Annotated in this window: 21 protein-coding genes; 7 read left to right on the forward strand and 14 right to left on the reverse strand. The window is 41.8% G+C overall.

Annotation, left to right across the window (positions count from 1 at the left end):
* Positions 1-6: 6 nt before the first annotated feature.
* The 9 genes from argC to FGG15_RS15190 form a co-directional block, all read right to left on the reverse strand.
* Entirely contained in the window at positions 7-981 is a 975-nt protein-coding gene (gene argC, locus FGG15_RS15150) for an N-acetyl-gamma-glutamyl-phosphate reductase (RefSeq protein WP_138837710.1), read from the reverse strand.
* Positions 974-2,164 (reverse strand): argininosuccinate synthase, encoded by a 1,191-nt coding sequence (locus FGG15_RS15155; protein WP_138837712.1) that lies wholly within the window; start codon positions 2,162-2,164, stop codon positions 974-976. The genes argC and FGG15_RS15155 overlap by 8 nt, the downstream gene beginning before the upstream one ends.
* Positions 2,161-2,781, reverse strand: a complete 621-nt coding sequence (locus FGG15_RS15160; protein ID WP_138837714.1) for a GNAT family N-acetyltransferase — start codon at positions 2,779-2,781, stop codon at positions 2,161-2,163. The genes FGG15_RS15155 and FGG15_RS15160 overlap by 4 nt, the downstream gene beginning before the upstream one ends.
* 219 nt (positions 2,782-3,000) lie before the next feature.
* Positions 3,001-4,353, reverse strand: a complete 1,353-nt coding sequence (mptB, locus tag FGG15_RS15165; protein WP_138837716.1) for a polyprenol phosphomannose-dependent alpha 1,6 mannosyltransferase MptB — start codon at positions 4,351-4,353, stop codon at positions 3,001-3,003.
* A gap of 3 nt (positions 4,354-4,356) precedes the next feature.
* Positions 4,357-5,841 (reverse strand): cellulose synthase family protein, encoded by a 1,485-nt coding sequence (locus FGG15_RS15170; RefSeq protein ID WP_138837718.1) that lies wholly within the window; start codon positions 5,839-5,841, stop codon positions 4,357-4,359.
* Between the two features lies 1 nt (position 5,842).
* A complete protein-coding gene (locus FGG15_RS15175; RefSeq protein ID WP_138837720.1) occupies positions 5,843-6,532 on the reverse strand; it encodes a glycosyltransferase family 2 protein in 690 nt (229 codons plus the stop codon).
* Entirely contained in the window at positions 6,532-7,002 is a 471-nt protein-coding gene (locus FGG15_RS15180; RefSeq protein ID WP_138837722.1) for a toxin-antitoxin system YwqK family antitoxin, read from the reverse strand. The genes FGG15_RS15175 and FGG15_RS15180 overlap by 1 nt, the downstream gene beginning before the upstream one ends.
* A 1-nt stretch (position 7,003) precedes the next feature.
* A complete protein-coding gene (locus FGG15_RS15185) occupies positions 7,004-8,608 on the reverse strand; it encodes a 4Fe-4S binding protein (protein ID WP_138837724.1) in 1,605 nt (534 codons plus the stop codon).
* A gap of 70 nt (positions 8,609-8,678) precedes the next feature.
* Positions 8,679-10,028 (reverse strand): NAD(P)/FAD-dependent oxidoreductase, encoded by a 1,350-nt coding sequence (locus FGG15_RS15190; RefSeq protein ID WP_138837726.1) that lies wholly within the window; start codon positions 10,026-10,028, stop codon positions 8,679-8,681.
* Between the two features lie 233 nt (positions 10,029-10,261).
* Between FGG15_RS15190 and FGG15_RS15195 the strand changes: the two genes are divergently transcribed.
* From FGG15_RS15195 to FGG15_RS15225, 7 genes are all read left to right on the forward strand, one after another.
* The gene (locus FGG15_RS15195; protein WP_138837728.1) at positions 10,262-10,984 is read left to right on the forward strand and encodes a DUF547 domain-containing protein; all 723 of its coding nucleotides are present in this window, start codon (positions 10,262-10,264) and stop codon (positions 10,982-10,984) included.
* Between the two features lie 21 nt (positions 10,985-11,005).
* Entirely contained in the window at positions 11,006-11,887 is an 882-nt protein-coding gene (locus tag FGG15_RS15200; RefSeq protein WP_138837730.1) for a hypothetical protein, read from the forward strand.
* Positions 11,888-11,931: 44 nt separating this feature from the next.
* The gene (locus FGG15_RS15205) at positions 11,932-12,933 is read left to right on the forward strand and encodes a glycoside hydrolase family 113 (protein WP_138837732.1); all 1,002 of its coding nucleotides are present in this window, start codon (positions 11,932-11,934) and stop codon (positions 12,931-12,933) included.
* 19 nt (positions 12,934-12,952) lie between these two features.
* Positions 12,953-13,690: a hypothetical protein gene (locus tag FGG15_RS15210; protein ID WP_237561832.1), complete on the forward strand. Its 738-nt coding sequence runs from the start codon at positions 12,953-12,955 to the stop codon at positions 13,688-13,690.
* 84 nt (positions 13,691-13,774) lie between these two features.
* Positions 13,775-15,034, forward strand: coding sequence for a POTRA domain-containing protein (locus tag FGG15_RS15215; protein ID WP_138837734.1), 1,260 nt, complete (start codon positions 13,775-13,777; stop codon positions 15,032-15,034).
* An 88-nt stretch (positions 15,035-15,122) separates the two neighbouring features.
* Complete coding sequence (locus FGG15_RS15220) at positions 15,123-16,055, forward strand: N-acetylmuramoyl-L-alanine amidase (protein ID WP_138837736.1); 933 nt, start codon at positions 15,123-15,125, stop codon at positions 16,053-16,055.
* A 34-nt stretch (positions 16,056-16,089) separates the two neighbouring features.
* Complete coding sequence (locus FGG15_RS15225; protein ID WP_138837738.1) at positions 16,090-17,094, forward strand: N-acetylmuramoyl-L-alanine amidase family protein; 1,005 nt, start codon at positions 16,090-16,092, stop codon at positions 17,092-17,094.
* Here the strand turns inward: FGG15_RS15225 and FGG15_RS15230 are convergent.
* From FGG15_RS15230 to FGG15_RS15250, 5 genes are all read right to left on the reverse strand, one after another.
* Positions 17,088-17,792, reverse strand: coding sequence for a TIGR04283 family arsenosugar biosynthesis glycosyltransferase (locus FGG15_RS15230; RefSeq protein WP_138837740.1), 705 nt, complete (start codon positions 17,790-17,792; stop codon positions 17,088-17,090). The genes FGG15_RS15225 and FGG15_RS15230 overlap by 7 nt on opposite strands.
* A complete protein-coding gene (locus tag FGG15_RS15235; RefSeq protein WP_161991975.1) occupies positions 17,779-18,456 on the reverse strand; it encodes a DUF547 domain-containing protein in 678 nt (225 codons plus the stop codon). The genes FGG15_RS15230 and FGG15_RS15235 overlap by 14 nt, the downstream gene beginning before the upstream one ends.
* A 147-nt stretch (positions 18,457-18,603) precedes the next feature.
* Complete coding sequence (gene arsM, locus FGG15_RS15240) at positions 18,604-19,569, reverse strand: arsenosugar biosynthesis arsenite methyltransferase ArsM (RefSeq protein WP_138837744.1); 966 nt, start codon at positions 19,567-19,569, stop codon at positions 18,604-18,606.
* A complete protein-coding gene (locus tag FGG15_RS15245) occupies positions 19,566-20,381 on the reverse strand; it encodes a purine-nucleoside phosphorylase (RefSeq protein ID WP_138837746.1) in 816 nt (271 codons plus the stop codon). Before FGG15_RS15245 ends, arsM begins: the two co-directional genes overlap by 4 nt.
* Positions 20,378-20,998, reverse strand: coding sequence for a TIGR04282 family arsenosugar biosynthesis glycosyltransferase (locus tag FGG15_RS15250; protein WP_138837748.1), 621 nt, complete (start codon positions 20,996-20,998; stop codon positions 20,378-20,380). The genes FGG15_RS15245 and FGG15_RS15250 overlap by 4 nt, the downstream gene beginning before the upstream one ends.
* Positions 20,999-21,005 lie beyond the last annotated feature (7 nt).

Raw genomic sequence — 21,005 nt, forward strand, 5'->3', positions numbered from 1 at the left:
ATTTTTTTAAAACACTCCTGCTTTTAGTTGCAATCCCATTTGCTCTTCCAAACCGAACATCAAATTCATGTTCTGTACAGCTTGTCCGGAAGCACCTTTTAATAAGTTATCTATGGCCGATGTAACCAACAGCACATCCTCGTGCTTGTGCAAATGGATATGGCACTGATTGGTGTTCACCACCTGTTTTAGGTGAATAGGGTCATCAGAGACATGGGTATAGACCGCATCGGCATAAAAATCCTTGAATAATTGTTGTGCTTTCTCCAAACTTCCATCAAAAGGCGTATAAGCAGTTGCCAAAATGCCTCTGGTAAAATTGCCCCTATTGGGTAGGAAATAGAGTTTGCCCACCCCATTTCCGAAGGATTCCAAGCTCTCTCCAATTTCACCCAAATGTTGGTGTGTAAAGGGTTTGTACCAGGAAACATTATTATTTCTCCAGCTAAAATGGGATGTAGCGGACAAGCCGACACCAGCTCCCGTACTTCCCGTAACTGCGTTAATATGGATATCCTTGTTCAGTAGTCCTGCCTTGGCCAAGGGCAACAATCCCAATTGGATGGCGGTAGCAAAACAACCAGGATTGGCAATGGCTTGTGCATTTTGTATATCTGATTTATTTAATTCCGGGAGTCCATATACAAAAGTATGGCTGTTCCAAACCGAATCGGAGTTGAGCCTAAAGTCGTTGCTCAGGTCAATAATCTTGGTGTGGTCAGCAAAGCCATTTTCTTCCAAAAACTTGGTGGAATTACCATGTCCCAAACACAAAAAGACCACATCCACACTAGGATTGATTTCACCTGAAAAGAGTAGGTTGATTTGACCCAGCAAATCTTGATGTGCTGATGACACAGGCTTTCCTGCACGGGTGGTGCTGAACACAAAGTCTATTTCGGTTTGGTGATGATTCAGCAACAACCTGATCAGTTCCCCTCCGGTATATCCCGAACCTCCTATTATTCCTGCCTTAATCATGGTCTTGGTTTACATGGTTTGCAATTTTTCCAGGGTTGGATAGGATTTTGATGTACCCTTTGGCATCATCTGCAGTCCAACCCTTGTTCATTTCCCCGTAGCTTCCGAAGGATGCGTTCATTAAATCATGAGGGGACGAGATTCCATCCAATTCAAATCGATAGGGGTGTAGGGTCACAAATACATCTCCCGAAACATTCTTTTGGGTATCAGCAAGGAACGCCTCAATGTTTCTCATAACCTCATCCAAATAGTTGCCTTCATGGAGCAACATGCCATAGAAATTGGCCAATTGCTCTTTTTGATATTGCTGCCACTTGCTCAAAGTGTGCTTTTCCAGTAGATGATGCGCCTTGATAATAATTGTAGGTGCAGCCGCTTCAAATCCAACCCTTCCTTTGATTCCAATGATGGTATCACCAACATGGATATCCCTTCCAATGGCATATTTGGATGCAATGGCCTCCAGTTTTTCAATATTGTCCACAGGCGAGCCCGATTCCCCATCCACAGCTGTCAGTTCGCCTTTGGTAAATGTGAGTTTAAGCTCTTTGGACAACTCTTTTTCCAACTGGCTGGGGTAGGCGCTTTCCGGTAAGGAAAGGTGGGAAGTCAAGGTTTCATCCCCACCCACAGAGGTACCCCAAAGGCCTCTATTGATGGAATATTTAGCCCTTTCCCAAGAATAATCAATCCCATTTTTTTGAAGGTATTCAATTTCCGCTTCCCTCGATAATTTATTATCCCGGATTGGGGTTATGATTTTAATATTTGGGGCCATGATTTGAAAGATCATATCAAATCTCACCTGATCGTTGCCGGCTCCCGTACTTCCGTGGGCAATATACTCCGCACCAATCTTTTTGGCATGACTTACAATTTCCACAGCCTGCACAATTCGCTCAGCGCTTACGGATAAAGGATAGGTATTGTTTCTCAGCACGTTACCAAAAATGAGATACTTGACCACTTTTTCGTAGAAATTGGAAACCGCATCAATGGACGTATAGGTGGAAGCTCCAAGTGCCAAAGCCTTTTGCTCAATCTCTTGGATTTCTGCTGCGGAAAACCCGCCCGTGTTAACACTTACCGCATGCACTTCAAACCCTTCTTCTTGGGAGAGGTACTTGGCGCAATATGAGGTATCCAATCCGCCGCTATAGGCTAGTACTAGTTTTTTCATTTTTTATTTTGATTTCTTTTAAGGAAAAGATGCTCTTTCATTCGCTTTAATCGTTTGAAGGCTTTTCCATTTATTTTTTTTAATGTAATTTTTTTAACGTCTGGATCGTACAACATTCCTGTGCAGAGGCACATATTTCTTTCTGTCCTGGTGAGAATATCAAAGTTTTTACAAGTTTGGCAACCTTTCCAGAAATCCGGGTCATCTGTTAATTCCGAGAAAGTCACTGGCTTGTATCCCAGTTCGTAGTTCATTTTCATGACTGCCAATCCTGTGGTAATTCCAAATATTTTGGCTTCCGGGAACTTTTGTCTAGAAAGTTCGAAAATGGCTTTCTTTATTTTCTTGGCTAGCCCCTGTTTTCTGTAATCAGGATGAACAATGAGTCCGGAGTTGGCCACAAAATTCTTGTTTCCCCAGACTTCGATATAACAAAAGCCGGCAAACTTCCCTTCATCCAAGGCAATAACAGCATTTCCGTTCTCCAGCCTTTTGATGATATATTCTGGACTCCGCTGAGCAATACCGGTACCGCGTACCTTAGCGGATTCCGTTATGGTATCGCTGATAGTTTGGGCGAATTTAATATGTGATTCGTTAGCAATTACAATTTCCATTGCTATGGCATTTAAAACTGATAAAAATTTGAAAACTTGTGGTTTATTGCGGAAATGGACTCACCTATTCCCATAACTAGTATGCACCCTTACGGGCGACGGCGACGTGGAGCGAATGGACGAACGGGAGCAGTGATGCTCAAAGAAGATAGTATGTGTATTTGTCCTTTCATTATGGGATAAAAGTACAAATTAATTTCAACCGACCTAAAATGCCCATTATTTTTTGAAGAAATCTAACTTTTTTCCGCTTCTACCCATAATTTCATAAATCAAGTAGCCGATGACCAGCAGATACTCAAAAGCCAACAACCATAGATTCTCATCGAAATCTGGATTGGAATAGGCAAAATAACTCAGAACAACTAAGAAAGACCATAGCATGGCAAACCGGAATTTGGTGAACATGGCAAGTACTATCAAAAAGACCAAATACCAAGGATGTACGGTACTGGATAGGAGATAATACCCGGTGAGCAAGATCAGCATGGAAGTGATTAAAGCTGTCAAGGTTTGGTTTTTTCTGAGCAGCGCCAGTAGCATTGCTCCCAACACAACAGCACCCACCACCCATTTGCCATAAACCTTTACCAACTCCCAGGGTTTGGCCTCAAAACAATCAACGGCCACAATTTTTAAGGCGTTATAGAATCCAGCGTTGAACTCAAAATTGGAAAACCACAGGCCAACAGTTTCGGAATAGTTATCAATAAAGACCCATGAATAAAATGGAAGTAGCAGGAGCACACAGTAAATCGCGACCAACAAATAGAACCCAACGCTTTTCCTGAATCCGAAGAATCTTAGAAACAAAGGAAGGAACAAGATCGGAACCAGTTTTACCATGATGGCGGCGGCATAAACTGGGGCGGCAGCCAGCCATTTTTTGTTGGAGATTAAATAAAGTGCCCATACAAAGAAAAAGAGCATTACACCTTCAAAGTGCAGATTTCCCGTCAGCTCAATGATTACCAAAGGATTCAAAAAATACCAAAACGCCAAGTGATTGGAACGGTTGAGGTTTTGAAGCAACTTCCTGCCCAGCACCAAAATTCCTATATCAGCAAAAATAATTGTTAACCGCATTGTAATAACGGAACCCAAAATACTTCCCCCACCCAAAATGGAAGCCAAGGCAAATATGATTTGGTTTACGGGAGGGTAGTTACTGTAGTGTCTGGCGCTAAGACCGCCCATGCCTTCAAAAAGCTCTTGCGCATTGGCAATAGGAAGGTCAGCTTGGGAAATAAGGTCTTTGGGGAGATGGATGTAGGGATTAATTCCATTCTTGATCAGCTCCCCATCCCAGATAAAGCGATAGAAATCCTGGGAAAGGTTGGGTTCTGCCCATAAGAAAATCAGTCTAAATAAGATGCCCGTAACCAATAGGAACTTAAAATTCCATTTCTCAAATTGAATGAGTTTGTAATGGAGGAAAAAAAGTGCTGCAAATAGGGACAGGAGTTTTGGGAAATCTTCGCGCTCCAAATCATGGGCGAAAACTGCATAGAAAAGCAAGCTGCCTATACCTAAAAGGATAGGGGTTTTATGCAGTTTCCAATAAGAAAGCATGAATTAAACTTTCGAGGTCAAAGACTTGAAGAAAACAAAAGAAAATCCAAGGAACAACATTAAATGGAACGGGAACAACCCAAAATCATTTAAAGGAACCGCGCTGTACATTCCAAATAAGAAATAGACCATGAGGCCAAATTCCAAAATCATATTCGGAGACAACTTTTTGGTCAGGTATTTGTTTCCTTTCCAGCTATCCGTAAGATTGTTGATGTTAAACTTTGGTGTTCGTACAAACTCACTCCTTTTGCCCAAATGGCCTTCCAAAACAGCAACGGTATTGTGGAGTGAAAATCCAAGGGCTACCGAGAAAAAGGTAAAGAAGAGTTTAATGTAGTCCACAAACTTGTCAAAACTACTGCCTTGAATACTTTTAAAGGTAAACCAGTAGCAAATGAACAGGATAATGGTACTAATTATGAAGAATCGGTTCACGTCAAAAACCCAGGCCAAATGTCCGTAGGAGTTTTTGATGTACAACATGGGTATACTAAAAATGGCCACGATGAACATGCAAAGGAACATGGAGCTGTTCAACAAATGCATTACCCCATGGAATTTGGTCTTGAAAGGGATGTTCTTGGCCGTAATCACGCTCCAGACGGTTTTTCTAAAGTTTTCCGCCCCTCCCTTGTTCCAACGGAATTGCTGGGATCGGGCAGCACTGATTACAACAGGAAGCTCGGCAGGAGTTTCCACATCCTCCAAGTATTTAAATTTCCAATTTTTTAATTGGGCACGGTAGCTCAAATCCAAATCCTCGGTCAAGGTATCGCCTTCCCAATTTCCAGCATCCAAAATGCACTCTTTTCTCCAGATACCTGCGGTACCGTTAAAGTTGATGAAATGCCCTTTGGAATTTCTTCCCACTTGCTCCAAGGTAAAATGCGCGTCCAAGGCAAAAGCCTGTATTTTGGTCAAGGTGGAATAGTCTCTGTTGATATGGCCCCAACGGGTTTGAACAACACCTATCTCCTCATCCTTGAAATAAGGAACAGTCTTTTTTAACCAATCGCTTTCCGGAAGAAAATCGGCATCGAAGATGGCAATGAATTCTCCCTTGGCAACTTCCAAACCTTCTTTAAGGGCGCCGGCCTTAAAGCCTTGGCGGTTTTCCCTCCTGATATGGAGGATGTCGAGTCCAGTATTTTTAAGTTCTTGTATCCTTTTTGCGGTATCTATTACGGTATCATCCGTGGAATCGTCCAACACTTGAATTTCCAATTTGCTTTTAGGATATTCAATTTTGGAAATGTTGTCCAACAGCCGCTCCATTACATATTCTTCATTGTAAATGGGCAATTGGATGGTAACCAACGGAATCTCTTTTGGGTCGAGAAGATTGAATTTGGGAGCTTCCTCGTTTTGCTTTTTATTGCCCAAATAATTGATCAATAAATTGAGTTGGGCCAAGCTGTAGAAAAAAATCAAAATTAAGGCCGTACTATAAATAGCGATGATAATAAAAGCGATTGTTAGTCCCATATTATTTTAAACTGTATTTAAAAATCCAACCTAAGATTTTTATGCCCGCAAATATAGTACCTTTTACCGTACCGGACACCTTAGATACCCCAATTCTTCTTTTATAACGCACTGGTACTTCGGCATATGTCATTTTTTTCCGCAAAACCTTCAGCTGCATTTCCACTGTCCATCCATACGTTTTGTCCTGCATTTCCAGTTCTTTGAGCTTTTCGTATTTAATGGCTCTAAAAGGCCCTAAATCCGTAAATTTTGCCCTAAAAAACAGCCGCATCAAAAATGTGGCCAATTGGTTGCCAAAAACCTGTTGCGGAGTCATGGATCCGGGTTCTCTAAGTGCTTTTTTGCGAGCTCCCACCACAAAATCCACATCATCCTGCAAGATCGGAGCCACCACTTTGTCCAATTCTTCCGGATAATCGGAATAATCTCCGTCAATAAATACGATAAGGTCGGGCTGTTTGGATTGTTTTGCCACATAATCCAAACCTTTTAGACAGGCATAACCGTATCCGCGTTGGTTTTCGGTGAGCACGGTAGCTCCTGCTTTTTTGGCATTTTCCACCGTATTATCCTCAGAGCCGTTATTGACTACAATGATTTCGGAAACGGAATTTGGCAATTCAGCAACCACTTTTCCGATGGAATCTCCTTCGTTGACTGCGGGAATGATGACCTTGATTTCTGCCATTATTTTAAATCGGAAAGCTTGTTTTCTTTTCTAAAACTGCCAAAGCTAAACCATTCCTTGATCTTTTTCCCGTTTTTATATTTTTCTGCCGATTTAAGCTCCTCGTCAGTATACTTAAGGCAGTATCCATTTTTGATGCCGTTTTTGAGTTGGCATTTGTGGTTTATTTTCCCGTTTTCATCATAAAAAAGCCACCAGTTTACCTTTTCACCTTTTTTAAAATGACCTTCCTTTTCCAGCTTACCAAGTTGGTCGTGAAAATACCAGTATCCTTCCCGTTCATTGTTTTTATAATGACCTTGCGCCATGAGGTTGCCGTTGGAATGGTAGTGTTTCCAGAAATTTTCCTTAGAATTGTCCAGAACCCACCCCTCGGCCTTTAGCTTACCATTCTGGTGATAATCGCGATGGTACATTTTTCCTGTACCGAATAGGAAAAGAAAGGAAAGTAAAAATGTAAACCGAAGCATCTTATTTCTTGTTCACCAAGGTCATAAGGTCTACATCATTACCCAACAACACTTGATTGCTGTCAATACGACCTTCCAGTGGACCATTCTCCAATTTCAAAACACCTCTTGGGCAAACTGCGGAACAGATTCCGCAACCTACGCAGCTAGATCGGACGATGTTTTCACCTTTTTGGGCATAGGCACGTACGTCGATTCCCATTTCGCAATAGGTGGAACAATTTCCGCAAGAGATGCATTGTCCTCCATTGGTGGTGATTCTGAACCTGGAGAACAGGCGCTGTTGAAAGCCCATCATGGCAGCCATAGGGCATCCGAAACGGCACCATACCCTATTCCCAAAAATGGGATAAAACCCAGTTCCAATGACTCCTGAGAAAATACTTCCGATAAGGAAGCTGTAGGACTTACGAAGGGTTTCAGATTTAAACAAGAATACATTGCCATCGCCACTAAAGAAGTGAAATCCGATCAGGGCCATGATAATTACAAAGTATCCAATGGCTCCATAAATCGCATCTTTTTTGAACTGGTCACGCTTAAATAGCATCACCCAAGCAAATACAAGGGTCAGTAAGGACGCCACACCAATTAAGAAAGTGCTTTTGGTAAGCCAATATTTACTCGTATCATGTCCTAGGTAGGAATAGATAACGGCGGTGGTCATCAAAGTAACAAAAACCACTACGCTGTGTACTACCCAGCGCTCCACTTTCCAAGCGCTAACACTTTTATCGCTCAATTGCCTAAAGGCGTCACCAGCTGTTTCGGCCAGGCCACCACAGCCGCATACCCAAGAGCAATACCATCTTTTGCCATATTTATACGTCAAAATAGGGGTAATCACAAATACCGATAAGATTCCGAAAATTAACAGGGCAAAACCAATGTCACCCGAGCTCAAAAAGCTTTTGATTCTATATCCTTCAAAATTGTAATAGTTCAAAGGCCAGACATTTTTGAGGTCGTAATAGGGTAAGCTTCCACCATTTAGTATTTTATCACCATTTAAACGTGCCATTAACTCGGGAATGATAAAGGCAAAGGCGGTTTGAAAGAACATAACGCTCATAGTCCGGATGCGCTCATAGCGATTGTGACGGTACTTCCACATAAATTTGATGCCAAAGGCCAAAATAGCAACAGTATATAGAGTTCCGTATACAAACCACTGGCTGGCAGGGTTGCCGCTTAGCATTCTGCTCAATGGATCAAAAAGTCCAATAACACCTTTATTGTTCCCATCTTTGACCAATCCCAAATATTCGGGATAGAAATACAGCACAATGTAAAATCCGGTCAGGGCAATTCCGGCCATCCATCCCCACAAACCTTTACTGGAAATGGATTTGAACCAGACCCCATCGTTTTTGATTCCGGGTAATTTATGAGTATAGGCATCCCATGAAAACCAGATGGTTCCTGCGGAAATGGCCATCAAAGAGAGGGTGAGCCATAATCCTTTGTTTGGAAAACTCACGTTGAATGCTGCCAAAAGTAGAATACCAAGACCTCCCATCCCTATCAGGGTTGCAATCTTTTGGTTTCTGCTCAATATTTTGGGAGGCTGCCCGGTCAGGGCCATGCTTCTATCGTATGTGCTCATTTTAAATGTTATTGGTTAAGGGTTATGAGTTAATAGGTTTAAAAACCGACCAACTTTTGACCTTTTACTATTAACTAATTTGAAAAATTCGTTTTAGACTTTTCTTTTTGGACTTGATGGATTTTCCAAAATCGGAATTGTATTTGGATACAATGTCCGCTTCATGATGCTTATAGAACTCCGGGTCAAAATTGGCATCGGCCAGGTGCTCTATGACTTGATCCACACTTTTTTCTTGGGTCAACCATTTGTCAAAAACCTGGTGTCGCATGCGAATACCAAAGGTATTGATACCCAAAAACTGACCTGATTCTTGATCAAAAGCTATAGTGATACAAATCTTCTCTTGAGGATGTCTCCAATGAAAATGGGCTTCGTTTTCTTTCATTCCTCGTTCTGAAAATACCCAGCCATAGGTTTGGTATTCGATGTCCAAGAATTTGGCGGAATTGAACCAGTGTCCAGGTTTGTATTCCAACTTGTTACCACAGATGGTCTGCGCCACAGTTTCGCCCATCATCCGGCCGGTATACCAAACCGCTTCTATGGGTCGGCGATTGCCAATGGCATCATGCTGTTCTGCGCAGTCTCCAATGGCATAAACATCTGGCACATTGGTTTCCAAAAAGCGGTTGACTTTGACTCCACGCCTCAACTCTATTCCTGAATCTTTTAGGAAATCAACATTTGGAGAAACGCCGGCCGTGAGACCAACCATATCGCAGGGGATTTCTTCCCCAGTTTCGGCAACGATAACCGATTTGACCTTGCCATTGCCGTCGCTAACTATTTCCTTGAGATTGGCGCCAAGACGCAAATCGATATGATGTTCCAATATATGCTCATTGATCATTTGGGATTCGCCCTTGGGCAGCACCCCATTCCAAAAGCTGTCTTCTCGTACCAAAAAGGTTACCGGAATATCCCGGCTTCGAAGCATTTCTGCCAATTCAATCCCAATTAAACCACCACCCACGATCACAGCCCTTTTACAGACTTCCTTGTTGGGCGCGTTTACCTCGAGTAAATCAAGATCCTGTTTGGAATAGAGTCCTTGTACGCCGTGTAGATCTTGTCCCGACCATCCAAATTTGTTGGATTTGGATCCTGTGGCAATAATCAGTTTATCATAATGCAGTGCCCTAGATCCATCGATAAGCAATTGTTTTGTATCGGGACTGACCTGGGTCACATAACCTCTGACCAATTCTATGCGGTTCTTTTCCCAAAACCAATCCTCATAGGGCTGTATATGTTCAAATTTCATGTGTCCCATGTACACATACATAAGTGCGGTTCTGGAAAAGAAATAATCTGTTTCCCCAGAAATTACTATAATTCTTTTATCTGAAAGTTTTCGAATGTGCCTTGCTGCAGAAATACCAGCAATTCCGTTTCCAATGATGACAATATTCTCCATGAAATTGTGTTGGTGTTGCTAATGTGTCGTCCTTAAATATAGGAACTTAATACCCTTTGTTAATTTAGAAAGAATTTAAATTTTAACAGAAAAGGTAAGGTTTGACCCTAAAATTCGAACGCCTAAGTGTTTGATTACTAAAATCTTAAATAATCCTTAAATTCAGCAAGAGCTTGTATGGCATCCGAACTGTATACGACAGATTGCCAAGTTTGAATCAATTAAAACTTAAAATGGAATTTAGAAAAACACTGACCACGACTGTACTATTTCTTGTTGTACAATTAGGCTTTTCACAGGACATTTCAAATTTTTTCACCAAAGCAGACGCATTCTTTAATACGTATGTGAGCGATGGCAGAGTGAATTATACCGAAATTAAGTCGAATCCAGCAGGATTAAACGAACTGATGGATATGGCCCAAAACATTACCGTTTCTACGTCTGATGCCAATACCTATCAAGCATTCTGGATAAACACCTATAACCTTTCGGTAATTAAGGGGATTGCAGATAATTATCCCATTAAATCCCCATTGGACAAAGGCGGGTTTTTTGACAAAATCAAGTATAATGTAGGAGGCAAGAGCATAACCCTAAATGACATTGAGAACAAATTACTTCGAGGCAATTTTCCAAAGGAGGCTCGCTTTCACTTTGTACTTGTGTGTGCAGGTCTGGGATGCCCTCCCATTATACCCGATGCATATGTGCCAAGCACCTTGGATGCACAATTGCAGAAACAAACTGAAATTGCATTGAACAATCCCAATTTTGTTAGGACAAAAGGGAAGAAAGTACTGCTGTCCCAAATTTTTGAATGGTACACTGGTGACTTTACCCAAGGCGGAAAATCCTTGATAGATTTTGTAAACCTATATCGAAAAGAAAAATTTGACTCAAAATCCAAGGTAGGGTACTACCCATACGACTGGAGTTTGAACGAAACCGATTAATCCATATAACAACAACTAAGCATGAAAAAGAAGAGAATTTACCTCCTTTTTGGGGGAATGATCATGAGTGTATTTTTGGGATTTTCCCAAAACGACCCCAATGCTCAAAGTCAAAGTAACATTCAACAATACACGCCTTCCAAACTTATTGGAAAAGGACAATGGGACCTCAAGTGGTTCAACAATTTGTACACCCAGACGGAGAGTACATTTTCCGATGGAACAGAGCCAAGACAAACATTTTTCACTTCCACCTTGGAAGCATATACTGGAGTAGGTGAAAACAAGCGGTGGAACGTTGGAGCCATTTTTGAATTCCGTTCCAATGTTGTTGCGGACCGCGGGGCATTGCAAGTCTTTCAATTTGATGGGGAAACGGGAACAGCACGTTCCGGATTTACGTCCTTTGCACCTTCCGTAAAGTTTGTCCCTATTGCTTCGGTAAGCAATTTTTCCATCCAAAGTTCATTTTTTATTCCCTTGGTGGATAATGAAACAGAAGAAGGAGTGTTCCTAGATCAAAATGGCTACATCTGGCAAAACCGATTTTTCTACGACCATACTTTTCCGGGTGGTAAATGGCAACTTTTTACTGAATTGAATTCGGAATTGAGCTTTGGAGATAAGGACAAGAGCTTTGCCAATAACAGTCTTAATTTAACCCCAGGTGTGTTTCTAAGTTATTTTCCAAGTTCCAAGTTTACGGTATTGGCCTTGGCACAGCACTCACAACGTTTGGATTTAGGGAATGATTTTACCCAAAACTTTACCGCTTTGGGGGGCGGATTAAAATACCAATTGACCAATGCATTGAATGTTGAGGCGCTGTATACCAACTTTGTAAGGGGAGAAAATACAGGTTTGGGCGAAACTTTTAACATTGGTTTGCGCGCAATTTTTTAAATCTATAACCTAAAAGGTTATTTTAGGAGTCTTAACTTTTGGCTATGAAAAGATTGGGACTCCTTTTTCTTTGTTTGATCCAATTGTCCTGTGTGGGACAAAAGAAGGAAAAAATCAACGGGGTGAGTTTTGTGGGGTCTCGTGAAAAGGTCACCCAAGGCCACGTTGAGCCAGTAGTTAAAGTCAATGCAAATTTTGCAGCTGTAATGCCCTTTGGGTTTGCAAGGAACCTCTCATCGCCGGAAATAATTTTTAACACGGAACGGCAATGGTACGGTGAAACTCGGAGAGGGGCAAAACAGTATATTGAACTGTTGAGGAAGAATGGCATCAAGATCATGTTGAAGCCCCAAATTTGGATTTGGAGAGGAGAATTCACAGGAGATTTGGCCATGCAGTCCGAAGAGGATTGGCAAATTCTTGAGGAGACCTATACCGATTTCGCTTTGACCTATGCCGATTTGGCCCAAGAGACCCAAGTTGAGGTGTACTGTATTGGCACCGAACTGGAAGAATTCGTGAAACAAAGACCAGAGTTTTGGACGGATTTGATAGCAAAAATTAAAAAAATCTACAGCGGAAAACTAACCTATGCTGCCAATTGGGACGAATATCCCAGGGTTCCTTTTTGGGATCAAATGGATTTTATTGGGGTGGATGCCTATTTTCCACTTTCGGAAGATCAAAAACCCAGCATGGAGGTGCTCAAGGCCGGATGGCAACCGTGGAAAACCAAATTGGCCAATTTGGCAGAAACTATGGACAGACCCATACTCTTTACCGAATTTGGTTATAGAAGTATGGATTATGCCGCCAAGAAACCTTGGTTGGTGGATCGAAACCAAATGAATGTCAATTTACAAGCTCAGGCCGATGCCACAGAAGCTGTTTTTCAAGAATTTTGGGAGGAAGACTGGTTCGCAGGTGGATTTATCTGGAAATGGTTTATTCACCATAACGAGTCGGGAGGAAGCGCTGATAATCGGTTCACTCCCCAAAACAAACCTGCGGAAAATGTAATCCGTAGTTTTTATGGCGACTATTAGGTAAAGAATACCCCTATAGATGATCAAAAGAAATCTTATTTCCGGTCTTTTTGCTGTTTTCTTGATTTCCTGTAGTTCAGATAATGAAGAACCACAGCTGGATGGAACCCTAGCCGGTGATTTAACGGATAAAGAGATGGTCTTGGGAAATGTGATCGCTTGCGCAGCAAGCAATGAGGACCCCTCCGTGGTCAGCGTTTTTTTGTACCCAAGAGCAGGTGCTTCCAACATCAATTTTTATGAAACTGAACACATGGAGGTGGATGAAAATAATTTTTCAAGCTACTCTAAAGGTGCTGCAGAACTGATGGATGTTTTCAACGGTTATTTGTTGAAGTATGAAATAGTGCCAGATCAGGAAAAGTGGGTTATCGTCACTTTTGAAGAGGATGGAAAAGTGCACCTTTCAAATCCAATCCGATTAAAACAGCGTACCAAGCCCACGGAGTATTTGCCTCAAAATGTAACTGTCGATAACAGTGGGGTTATGCCCATTTTTTCATGGGAAGATGGAGCTTTCGACGATACCGTAATTTACTTCCAAGTAGTTTCCGATGAAAATAATACGCTGTTATCGGGAACCTATACCATGGATCAAATATTCCAATATTATGAATTGGACAATGTTGTGTTGAACATTACGGTTACCGAACCACCTTCCCTTATGTTGGGAAACAATTACAACTTCTCATTGTTGGCAGTTAGTGAAGATAACTGGGTAAACCTCTTCGCGGAGGTAAATTTTACGCTGGAATAGCATGATAATTCCCAATACTTTTGGTTCTGTGATACTCTTTATAACGTATTGGCCTATATTTAAGTCCAAAATTTGAAAGCCGCTGTGAGAAATCTTCTGCCCATACTGCTTTTGTTGATAGTGGTATCTGGATATGCTCAAAATAAAGTTGCGGATGTAAAAGTTCAGGGCAATGAGCGGACCAAAACCAACTTCATAAAGAAAATTGTACGGCTTAAAGCTGGAATGGAACTGGATTCCACCCTCTTGGAAGAGGATGTTTACCGACTAAAGCGACTCCCTTCGGTTTCCCATGCTTATTTTCAAGTTTTTCCCGCCATGGAGGAAGGGAATTACAACGTGTTTTACGGTATTGAGGAGAACTTCACTTTGATTCCGTTTGCGAATGTTTATACCTCCAATAATGATGAATTTGCCTTTCGGTTGGGGTTGCAGGAATTCAATTTGTTTGGGAACAATGTTACCCTTGGTGGATTTTATCAACTGGACGTATTCAATTCTTACGGTGCCCACCTGAGGGCTCCTTATCTCTTTTCCAGTAAAATTGGATTGGCTATTAGCTATCAAGATTTGCGAACACAGGAACCTGTGTTTTTGGATTCAGGTACGGCTGACTATAGATACAACAATAAATCTTTTGAGGTGCTGGGTCTCTTTGAGGTTAACTTTAGAAATAGGTTTGAATTTGGAGTCAACTTCTTTACCGAGAATTACGATTATCTGTTTGGGGAAACCGATCCCAATGTACCGCAAGATCTGGAAGTTGATAAGTACTTAATGAAGTTGATCTACAATTATGACGGTATTGACTACTACTATCAGTATTTAGCCGGATTCAAAAGCACCTTAAACCTGCAATATGTGCACAGTACCAGCGGAATGCTTCCGGAGTTTATCATAGGATTCAATGATTTTACCTATTTCGTTCGGGTGGGCCAACGGGGGAATTGGGCCAACAGATTACGTCTGGGATTGTCCAGCAATATTGATACTCCATTTGCTCCTTTCGCAGTGGACAACAATCTAAACATTCGAGGTGTGGGAAATATCATTGATCGGGGTACCGGCGCCATTGTCCTCAATACGGAGTACAGGCATACCTTGATAGACAAGGATTGGTTTGTGCTGCAGAGCAACGTTTTTATTGACGGGGGAACATGGCGTAATCCTGGAGGCGATTTTAGCGACTTTAGTGACGATCAAAACATAAGGATTTACCCTGGAATAGGGGTGAGGTTTATCCATAAGCGTATTTTCAATGCCATTTTTAGGATAGACTATGGCCATGGCATTACCAATATGGGAGCTAAGGGAATCGTTTTTGGCATTGGACAATATTTTTGATTTTTCACAAAGAATTTCCTACAAATTCTTTTCTGTCTCAAGCTTTTTTTGCAATATTTGTTAAGCACCCCTGCAACATTATGGATTAATGAGATTACTACTAGCACTTTTGTTGTGGGTGGGCATGAACTCTGCACTTCTTGCCCAAGACAACTTTTATACCATCGTTGCCCAAAAGGGTGATGGGATATTCTCCATGCTCCGAAAACAAGGGTTAGATCCAGTGAAACATTACGAAGCTTTTATTGACCTGAACAAGGACAACATCAAGGATGGTAGCTTGTTACAGATAGGCAGGGAATATAGAATTCCAATAACGGACGATTCCTACAAAAGCAAAGGGGTAAGGGTTTTGGCCGCCCAGAAGGCTGAAGAACCTATTTTTGACAAGGAGTTGGGGGCAATGTCGCATGAGGGCAAAGCGCTAAAGAATGCGGTTTACTACTTGATAACTGAGGACAGTACTTCCACCCAAAATAAATTTGTGGAGGACATTGCCAAAAACTTGGCTGCTGAACTTTTGGAGCAGGGCGCCACCGTGTTTGTCATGGGAAATGAGGATGAAAACGAAACGACCACATCCGCTCAATTGACCAAAATGGATAGGTTGGGCAACTATGTTGACGCAATCAACAAGCGGTACTTGCAGAACCATGGAAAGTACCAACGACTATTGATCATACGAGCCAACGGCATATTGCAGGCCGGGAATTTGGATGTTTCGGTCTTGCACCATGGCAATAGTGAGCAAGGACAGCGTTTGGCGGAGAATCTTCAGCATGTTTTTAAGGCCAATAGCACCGTTAAAAAAGCCAGCATCGATAGTAAGACGTTTGATGATAAGAGTACACTTTTTTTAGCTAGAAATACCTTACCGGCCATTAGTTTGATTACGGTAAACAAGCGTTCCGAAGATAGGACCGAAGATGCCATATCTGTGCGGTTGGATAAAAAATCCTTTACCAATTGGATTGCAAGTGGTATTTTAAAGGATTATGCGGAACTTACCCTGGAGGACTAACTCTGTATTTTCATCAATTCATCGAATTCTATGCATGTTCGTTCTTTTTTGTATGGGCAGCATTGTCATAGGCACAGCTCAGGATTCCATTAAACAGGTAGAGGCCATAACTGGAGATGGAATATATTCTTTATTGAGAAGGCACGGACTCGATCCAACCAAGTTTTATCAGGGATTTCTTCAACTGAATAAAGAAAATCTAAAAAGCGACCATCAGTTATATGCCGGAAATGTATATCGAATCCCCGTTGTGCCAACTGATAAAGGAACAGATCGGGATTCCGAACCAACAAATAAAATGGAATATCCCATTTTTGGGGAGGACTATGCCACTGTTGAATCATTGAGCGATAGGCTAAAAAATACAGTGTACTATCTCATATCAGGTCATGGTGGGCCTGACCCCGGTGCGGTCGAAAATTATGCGGGTAAATTGATCTCGGAAGATGAATATGCCTATGATGTTACCCTTCGATTGGCACGAGAGCTATTGTCCCATGGCGCTGAAGTGCACATAATTGTGCGTGATGAAAATGATGGAATTCGGGACAGCAGAATTCTTGATCTTGATACGGATGAGGTTGCTTATCCAGATAAACCCATTCCTTTAAATCAAAAAAAAAGGCTTGAGCAAAGGGTGAATGTGGTCAACAGACTATATCTACAAAATAGAGGGAAATACCAGCGATTGATTGTGACTCATGTTGATGGCCGTGCTTCAGGGACCAATATCGATGTGTTCTTTTATCATCACCATAAGAGTAAAAACGGAAAGCGATTGGCGGAATGCATACACCAGACTTTTCAAAAGAAATACAAAAAGTTCCAGCCGAATAGAAAATACACGGGCACCTTCAAAGATAGGAGCAACCTCTATCTGGTCAAAAATACATTACCTGCAATTGCATATATCGAAATAGGGAATATCCGTAGTGAAAAAGACCAGCGCAGAATTTTGGATCCTGATAACCGACAAGCTTTGGCAAAATGGATTTCAGAAGGTGTTTTGCTGGATTTTGAAACGAAGTCCGATCAGTAATCGAGGATATTTTTTGCGTAGTAGCGGTAAAGCTCTTCGGGTTTGGCTCCCAAATAATTTTTTAGGTGGATCATGGCAAAATGAAACTGCACTTTCACCCATCCTTTTTCCCGATACTTTCTAGCAGAGGTGATGACCGCATCCGGTAAGATTTTAAACTCCGTTTTTTTGTACAGGCGTGCAATGAATTCGGTGTCTTCGTAGATATAATAAGCCTCGTCGAACCCCTTGGTTTTTTGGAACAGTTCCTTTTTAACAAATAGGGATTGATCTCCGCCTCTACAAAGCCTATGGTTTATGCGGGACATATAGGCAAAGAACCGAAGAAATGGATTTTTGGTATCAAATTTCATCCGAAAACAGCCCGAATCATAACCTTCAGCCACAGCATCCAAGATTTTTTGATCAAAATCTTTTGGGGTAAACGTATCAGCATGCAGAAAATAGAGGATGTCTCCCTGGGCTTTTTTGGCGCCTAAATTCATTTGTTTGGCTCTTCCTCTATCCGAGCGTATAGCTTTTGCCCCGTGGGCTTCGGAAACCGTTGCGGTTCGATCTTGACTTCCGCCATCTACACAAATAATCTCCTGGATAAGCCCAGAGCTTCCGGTTTTGGCCAAATGATCCAAGATGTTTCCAATGAAACCCTCCTCATTTAGGACAGGAATGATGATACTTATGGTCTTATTTGGCTTCATTCAAACTCCAATCGTAGTCAAGAAATTCAATTTGGGCGCTTTTTGGAGTAGGGTTCTCCAAATACGTATTGATATACTCCAGCAAACCTTTGTTTTCCGTAAAATCTCCTTTATACCACCTAAATATTTTGGAAAGCTGCGCTCTGTTCCCTTCAAATCGATTTCTCTTGGTATCATTCACAAAATCAACCGCCGTTTTGGAAAGTAGACGCTCCATACTTTGTGCAGTAAAGGGAACGTTGAGCAACTTGGGACAGGAATAGGAGGCACAGTTTATGGCGAAATGTATCCTGGGCTCCCCCATTTTTCGCAGAATCTGATGCTCAATATGGCTAAGGGATACCTGTTTGTCTCCTAACGCAATCCATTTCTTTTTCCACCTACTGGGAATATCCCGAATGCTTTTTACAGGATAATGATCCACAATTAGTTTTACCGTAGCTGCATTGTACAGATTAATGTAAAATGCAAGTTTCTGATTTTTATCCCATGCAGAATTAGGGACATTTTGGGAAAGTTCCTTTAGATACGCATCCAATTGGGACACGTCCTTTTGAAATCCTGAGTAGTCCACATTGCCCAAATCATCCACATGCTTTTTAAGCAGCTTCCCCCAAGCCAGATGACTGGGGTAGTCCGGAAGATTTGCAATATGTTTTGCCATTTGGAGCTCAGGATGGCAGATGGGGGTACTTGTTGGAAATCCACCAAAAATCCATACCAAAAGTAAGACCAATGGCCATTGAGGGCTTAGACCCATGAGCAGCAATTTTTTAATATATAAAGCTGGGGAATGACCCCCAATCTGTTTTTAACAGCAACCTCCGCCGTTATAATGCCAAGTACTTTCGCTGACAAATATTTCGTCTGATGCTTCTTGAAGGGCAGCAGCCGTTTTATCACAAACCGCCAATGGCTGATTTTGAAGCAGAACATGTCCTTTGTTGTCATCAAAATACTCTTGGTCACCAAAGTAAATAGCCGTTTTGCCAGTGAACATGCATGGGCCATCCTCTGGCATTGGATCTTTGATGGCAGCAATTTCTATGGACTCAATGTAAACCAACTCATCCGTTGGATAGTGGTTGGGCGAAAGCACACGGTATGCTCTACGTCCTCTTATTTCAATAGTTCCAAAACCAGCATCGGTAAGCACTTTTACATAGTCCTTAATAGGAATACTTCCACTAAGACAAAGCGCTCTTAATCTATCATCATTCCTTAGCTCATCGTTCATAGGCTGTTCACAGGTGGGATCGCTCATCACCAAACGGCCATGGGGTTTAAGCACCCTGTACATCTCTGACACCGCTTTTTTCAAATCCTCCATTTTAAAGATGTTGAACAGGCAATTCTGGGCCGCAACATCAATGCTCTCATCCGCAACGGGCAGGTTCAGGGCATCCCCTTTCACCAAATCCACATATTCACTTTTGAACCAGTCATTTTCCTCCTCGGCAATTTTGAAGTTGTTTCGGGAGGCCTCCAACATCTCATCCACCGAATCCACACCAATAACACCTCCTCTTTGTCTGGAAAAGTAGGAGAACTGCAACAGTTCCATTCCGCCTCCAACTCCAACATACAGCACTTTGGGATCGTTGACCAAATCTTGTGCAGAAACGGTACTTCCACATCCATAGTTCATTTCCTGCATGATCTTTGGGATGGAAAGCCCTGGGAACTGCCAAATGGGATTGGTGGTACAACAAAGCCCTACATCTGGGGTCAGGGCCGCCTTTTTATATAAATCGTGGGTCGCTTCTAAATAGCTCATATTTCTTTAATTAGTTCTTTGAACAATTGAATCATTTTTGGTTCAGTATTGCCGGCAATCTCAATAATTTCCTGAATATTCACAGCTTGCAGATTGTCCGGATCGCATTCATCCGTTAAAACGGATACAGCTACTATAGGTAGTCGTAAATGGTTGGCAACAATTACTTCGGGTACGGTACTCATTCCTACGGCATCCGCCCCCAATATTTTAAGCATCCGATATTCCGCTTTGGTTTCTAGTTGTGGCCCTACCACTGAGGCATAAACACCCTTTTGAAGGGTAATACCATTTTTGGCCGCAATGGATTCAAGAATGTTGCGCATATCCAAATCGTATGGTTCTGCCATGTCCACAAACCGATCACCAAACTCAGCCACATTTTTAAAAGCCAAAGGAGAGCCACCTTGCAGATTGATATGATCCTCAATTAGCATCATATCTCCTTTTTTAAAATTGAGGTTAATGGCCCCTGCGGCATTGGAGACAAACAGTTTTTGAATACCTAAAAGGCGCATCACCCTAATGGGATAGGTAATGTCCAAAAAATCATAGCCTTCGTACAAATGGAACCTACCTTGCATCACTACCACTTTTTTGCCCGCAATGGTGCCATAAATAAGCTTTCCCGAATGGAATTCAACCGTGGCCAAGGGAAAGTAGGGAATGTGGTTGTAATGGGCTTCAACCGGATTTTCTATTTCACCTACCAGTTGCCCAAGTCCAGTGCCTAGAACAATGCCAATTTCTGGTGATTCAAATCCCTTTTTTTTCAAGTATTCTACAGATTCTTCAAGCTGTTTTTTGGTCATTCTTTCATATGTTTTAAAAAAGGCTGGAACGCCTTGATATCTTTAATGTCTTCGTAATGATCTACATCATTTTTAATAGGAAGCATGCTTGTTTTTTCCTGGTCTAAATGCTTCATGGTGTCCTCAAGCACGGTCTCGGTTCCCCAGAGTTTGTCTTGAAATAACTCCATATTTAATGTTGTCATTCCCAGCAAATAGTACCCCCCATCTTCGGCGGGGCCAATTACATAATCGTGCTGGTTCAATTGGGAAAATGCCGATTCCAAATCCGCTTGGGACAAATCGTACATATCACTTCCAATAATAATGATTTTTTCATAACCGGATTCAAACCCTTCTTGGAATGCATTTAGCATTCGCTGGCCTAAATCGGCACCATTTTGTAACTTTTTTTGATATGTGCCATTGGCCCAGATATCTTCTTCCCAAATTTCATTGGAGTAGAAAACCCATTTGGTCACCTCCAATTCAGATGTGATATTGACCGTGTGTGATAGGAGGAATTTATAAATATTCAAAGCAGCTTGGTCTCCTACCTTGGCAGCCAATCGGGTCTTGCATTTGCCCAATTCAGGATTTCGGGTAAAAATGAGCAATAGGGATTTATCTTTCTCCAAGGGTCAT

The sequence above is a fragment of the Flagellimonas algicola genome (genome assembly GCF_005937185.1).
Classification (GTDB): Bacteria; Bacteroidota; Bacteroidia; order Flavobacteriales; family Flavobacteriaceae; genus Flagellimonas; species Flagellimonas algicola.

What these genes read in the sequence shown, in the direction of transcription:
- FGG15_RS15195 (WP_138837728.1), top strand. Translation starts at nt 10,262, where the DNA reads ATGGAATTTAGAAAAACACTGACCACGACTGTACTATTTCTTGTTGTA.
- FGG15_RS15245 (WP_138837746.1), bottom strand. Translation starts at nt 20,381, where the DNA reads ATGACCAAAAAACAGCTTGAAGAATCTGTAGAATACTTGAAAAAAAAG.
- argC (WP_138837710.1), bottom strand. Translation starts at nt 981, where the DNA reads ATGATTAAGGCAGGAATAATAGGAGGTTCGGGATATACCGGAGGGGAA.
- FGG15_RS15180 (WP_138837722.1), bottom strand. Translation starts at nt 7,002, where the DNA reads ATGCTTCGGTTTACATTTTTACTTTCCTTTCTTTTCCTATTCGGTACA.
- FGG15_RS15170 (WP_138837718.1), bottom strand. Translation starts at nt 5,841, where the DNA reads ATGGGACTAACAATCGCTTTTATTATCATCGCTATTTATAGTACGGCC.
- FGG15_RS15220 (WP_138837736.1), top strand. Translation starts at nt 15,123, where the DNA reads ATGAGATTACTACTAGCACTTTTGTTGTGGGTGGGCATGAACTCTGCA.
- mptB (WP_138837716.1), bottom strand. Translation starts at nt 4,353, where the DNA reads ATGCTTTCTTATTGGAAACTGCATAAAACCCCTATCCTTTTAGGTATA.
- FGG15_RS15190 (WP_138837726.1), bottom strand. Translation starts at nt 10,028, where the DNA reads ATGGAGAATATTGTCATCATTGGAAACGGAATTGCTGGTATTTCTGCA.
- FGG15_RS15210 (WP_237561832.1), top strand. Translation starts at nt 12,953, where the DNA reads ATGATCAAAAGAAATCTTATTTCCGGTCTTTTTGCTGTTTTCTTGATT.
- FGG15_RS15225 (WP_138837738.1), top strand. Translation starts at nt 16,090, where the DNA reads ATGTTCGTTCTTTTTTGTATGGGCAGCATTGTCATAGGCACAGCTCAG.
- FGG15_RS15160 (WP_138837714.1), bottom strand. Translation starts at nt 2,781, where the DNA reads ATGGAAATTGTAATTGCTAACGAATCACATATTAAATTCGCCCAAACT.
- FGG15_RS15235 (WP_161991975.1), bottom strand. Translation starts at nt 18,456, where the DNA reads ATGGCAAAACATATTGCAAATCTTCCGGACTACCCCAGTCATCTGGCT.
- FGG15_RS15200 (WP_138837730.1), top strand. Translation starts at nt 11,006, where the DNA reads ATGAAAAAGAAGAGAATTTACCTCCTTTTTGGGGGAATGATCATGAGT.
- FGG15_RS15185 (WP_138837724.1), bottom strand. Translation starts at nt 8,608, where the DNA reads ATGAGCACATACGATAGAAGCATGGCCCTGACCGGGCAGCCTCCCAAA.
- arsM (WP_138837744.1), bottom strand. Translation starts at nt 19,569, where the DNA reads ATGAGCTATTTAGAAGCGACCCACGATTTATATAAAAAGGCGGCCCTG.
- FGG15_RS15230 (WP_138837740.1), bottom strand. Translation starts at nt 17,792, where the DNA reads ATGAAGCCAAATAAGACCATAAGTATCATCATTCCTGTCCTAAATGAG.
- FGG15_RS15205 (WP_138837732.1), top strand. Translation starts at nt 11,932, where the DNA reads ATGAAAAGATTGGGACTCCTTTTTCTTTGTTTGATCCAATTGTCCTGT.
- FGG15_RS15175 (WP_138837720.1), bottom strand. Translation starts at nt 6,532, where the DNA reads ATGGCAGAAATCAAGGTCATCATTCCCGCAGTCAACGAAGGAGATTCC.
- FGG15_RS15155 (WP_138837712.1), bottom strand. Translation starts at nt 2,164, where the DNA reads ATGAAAAAACTAGTACTAGCCTATAGCGGCGGATTGGATACCTCATAT.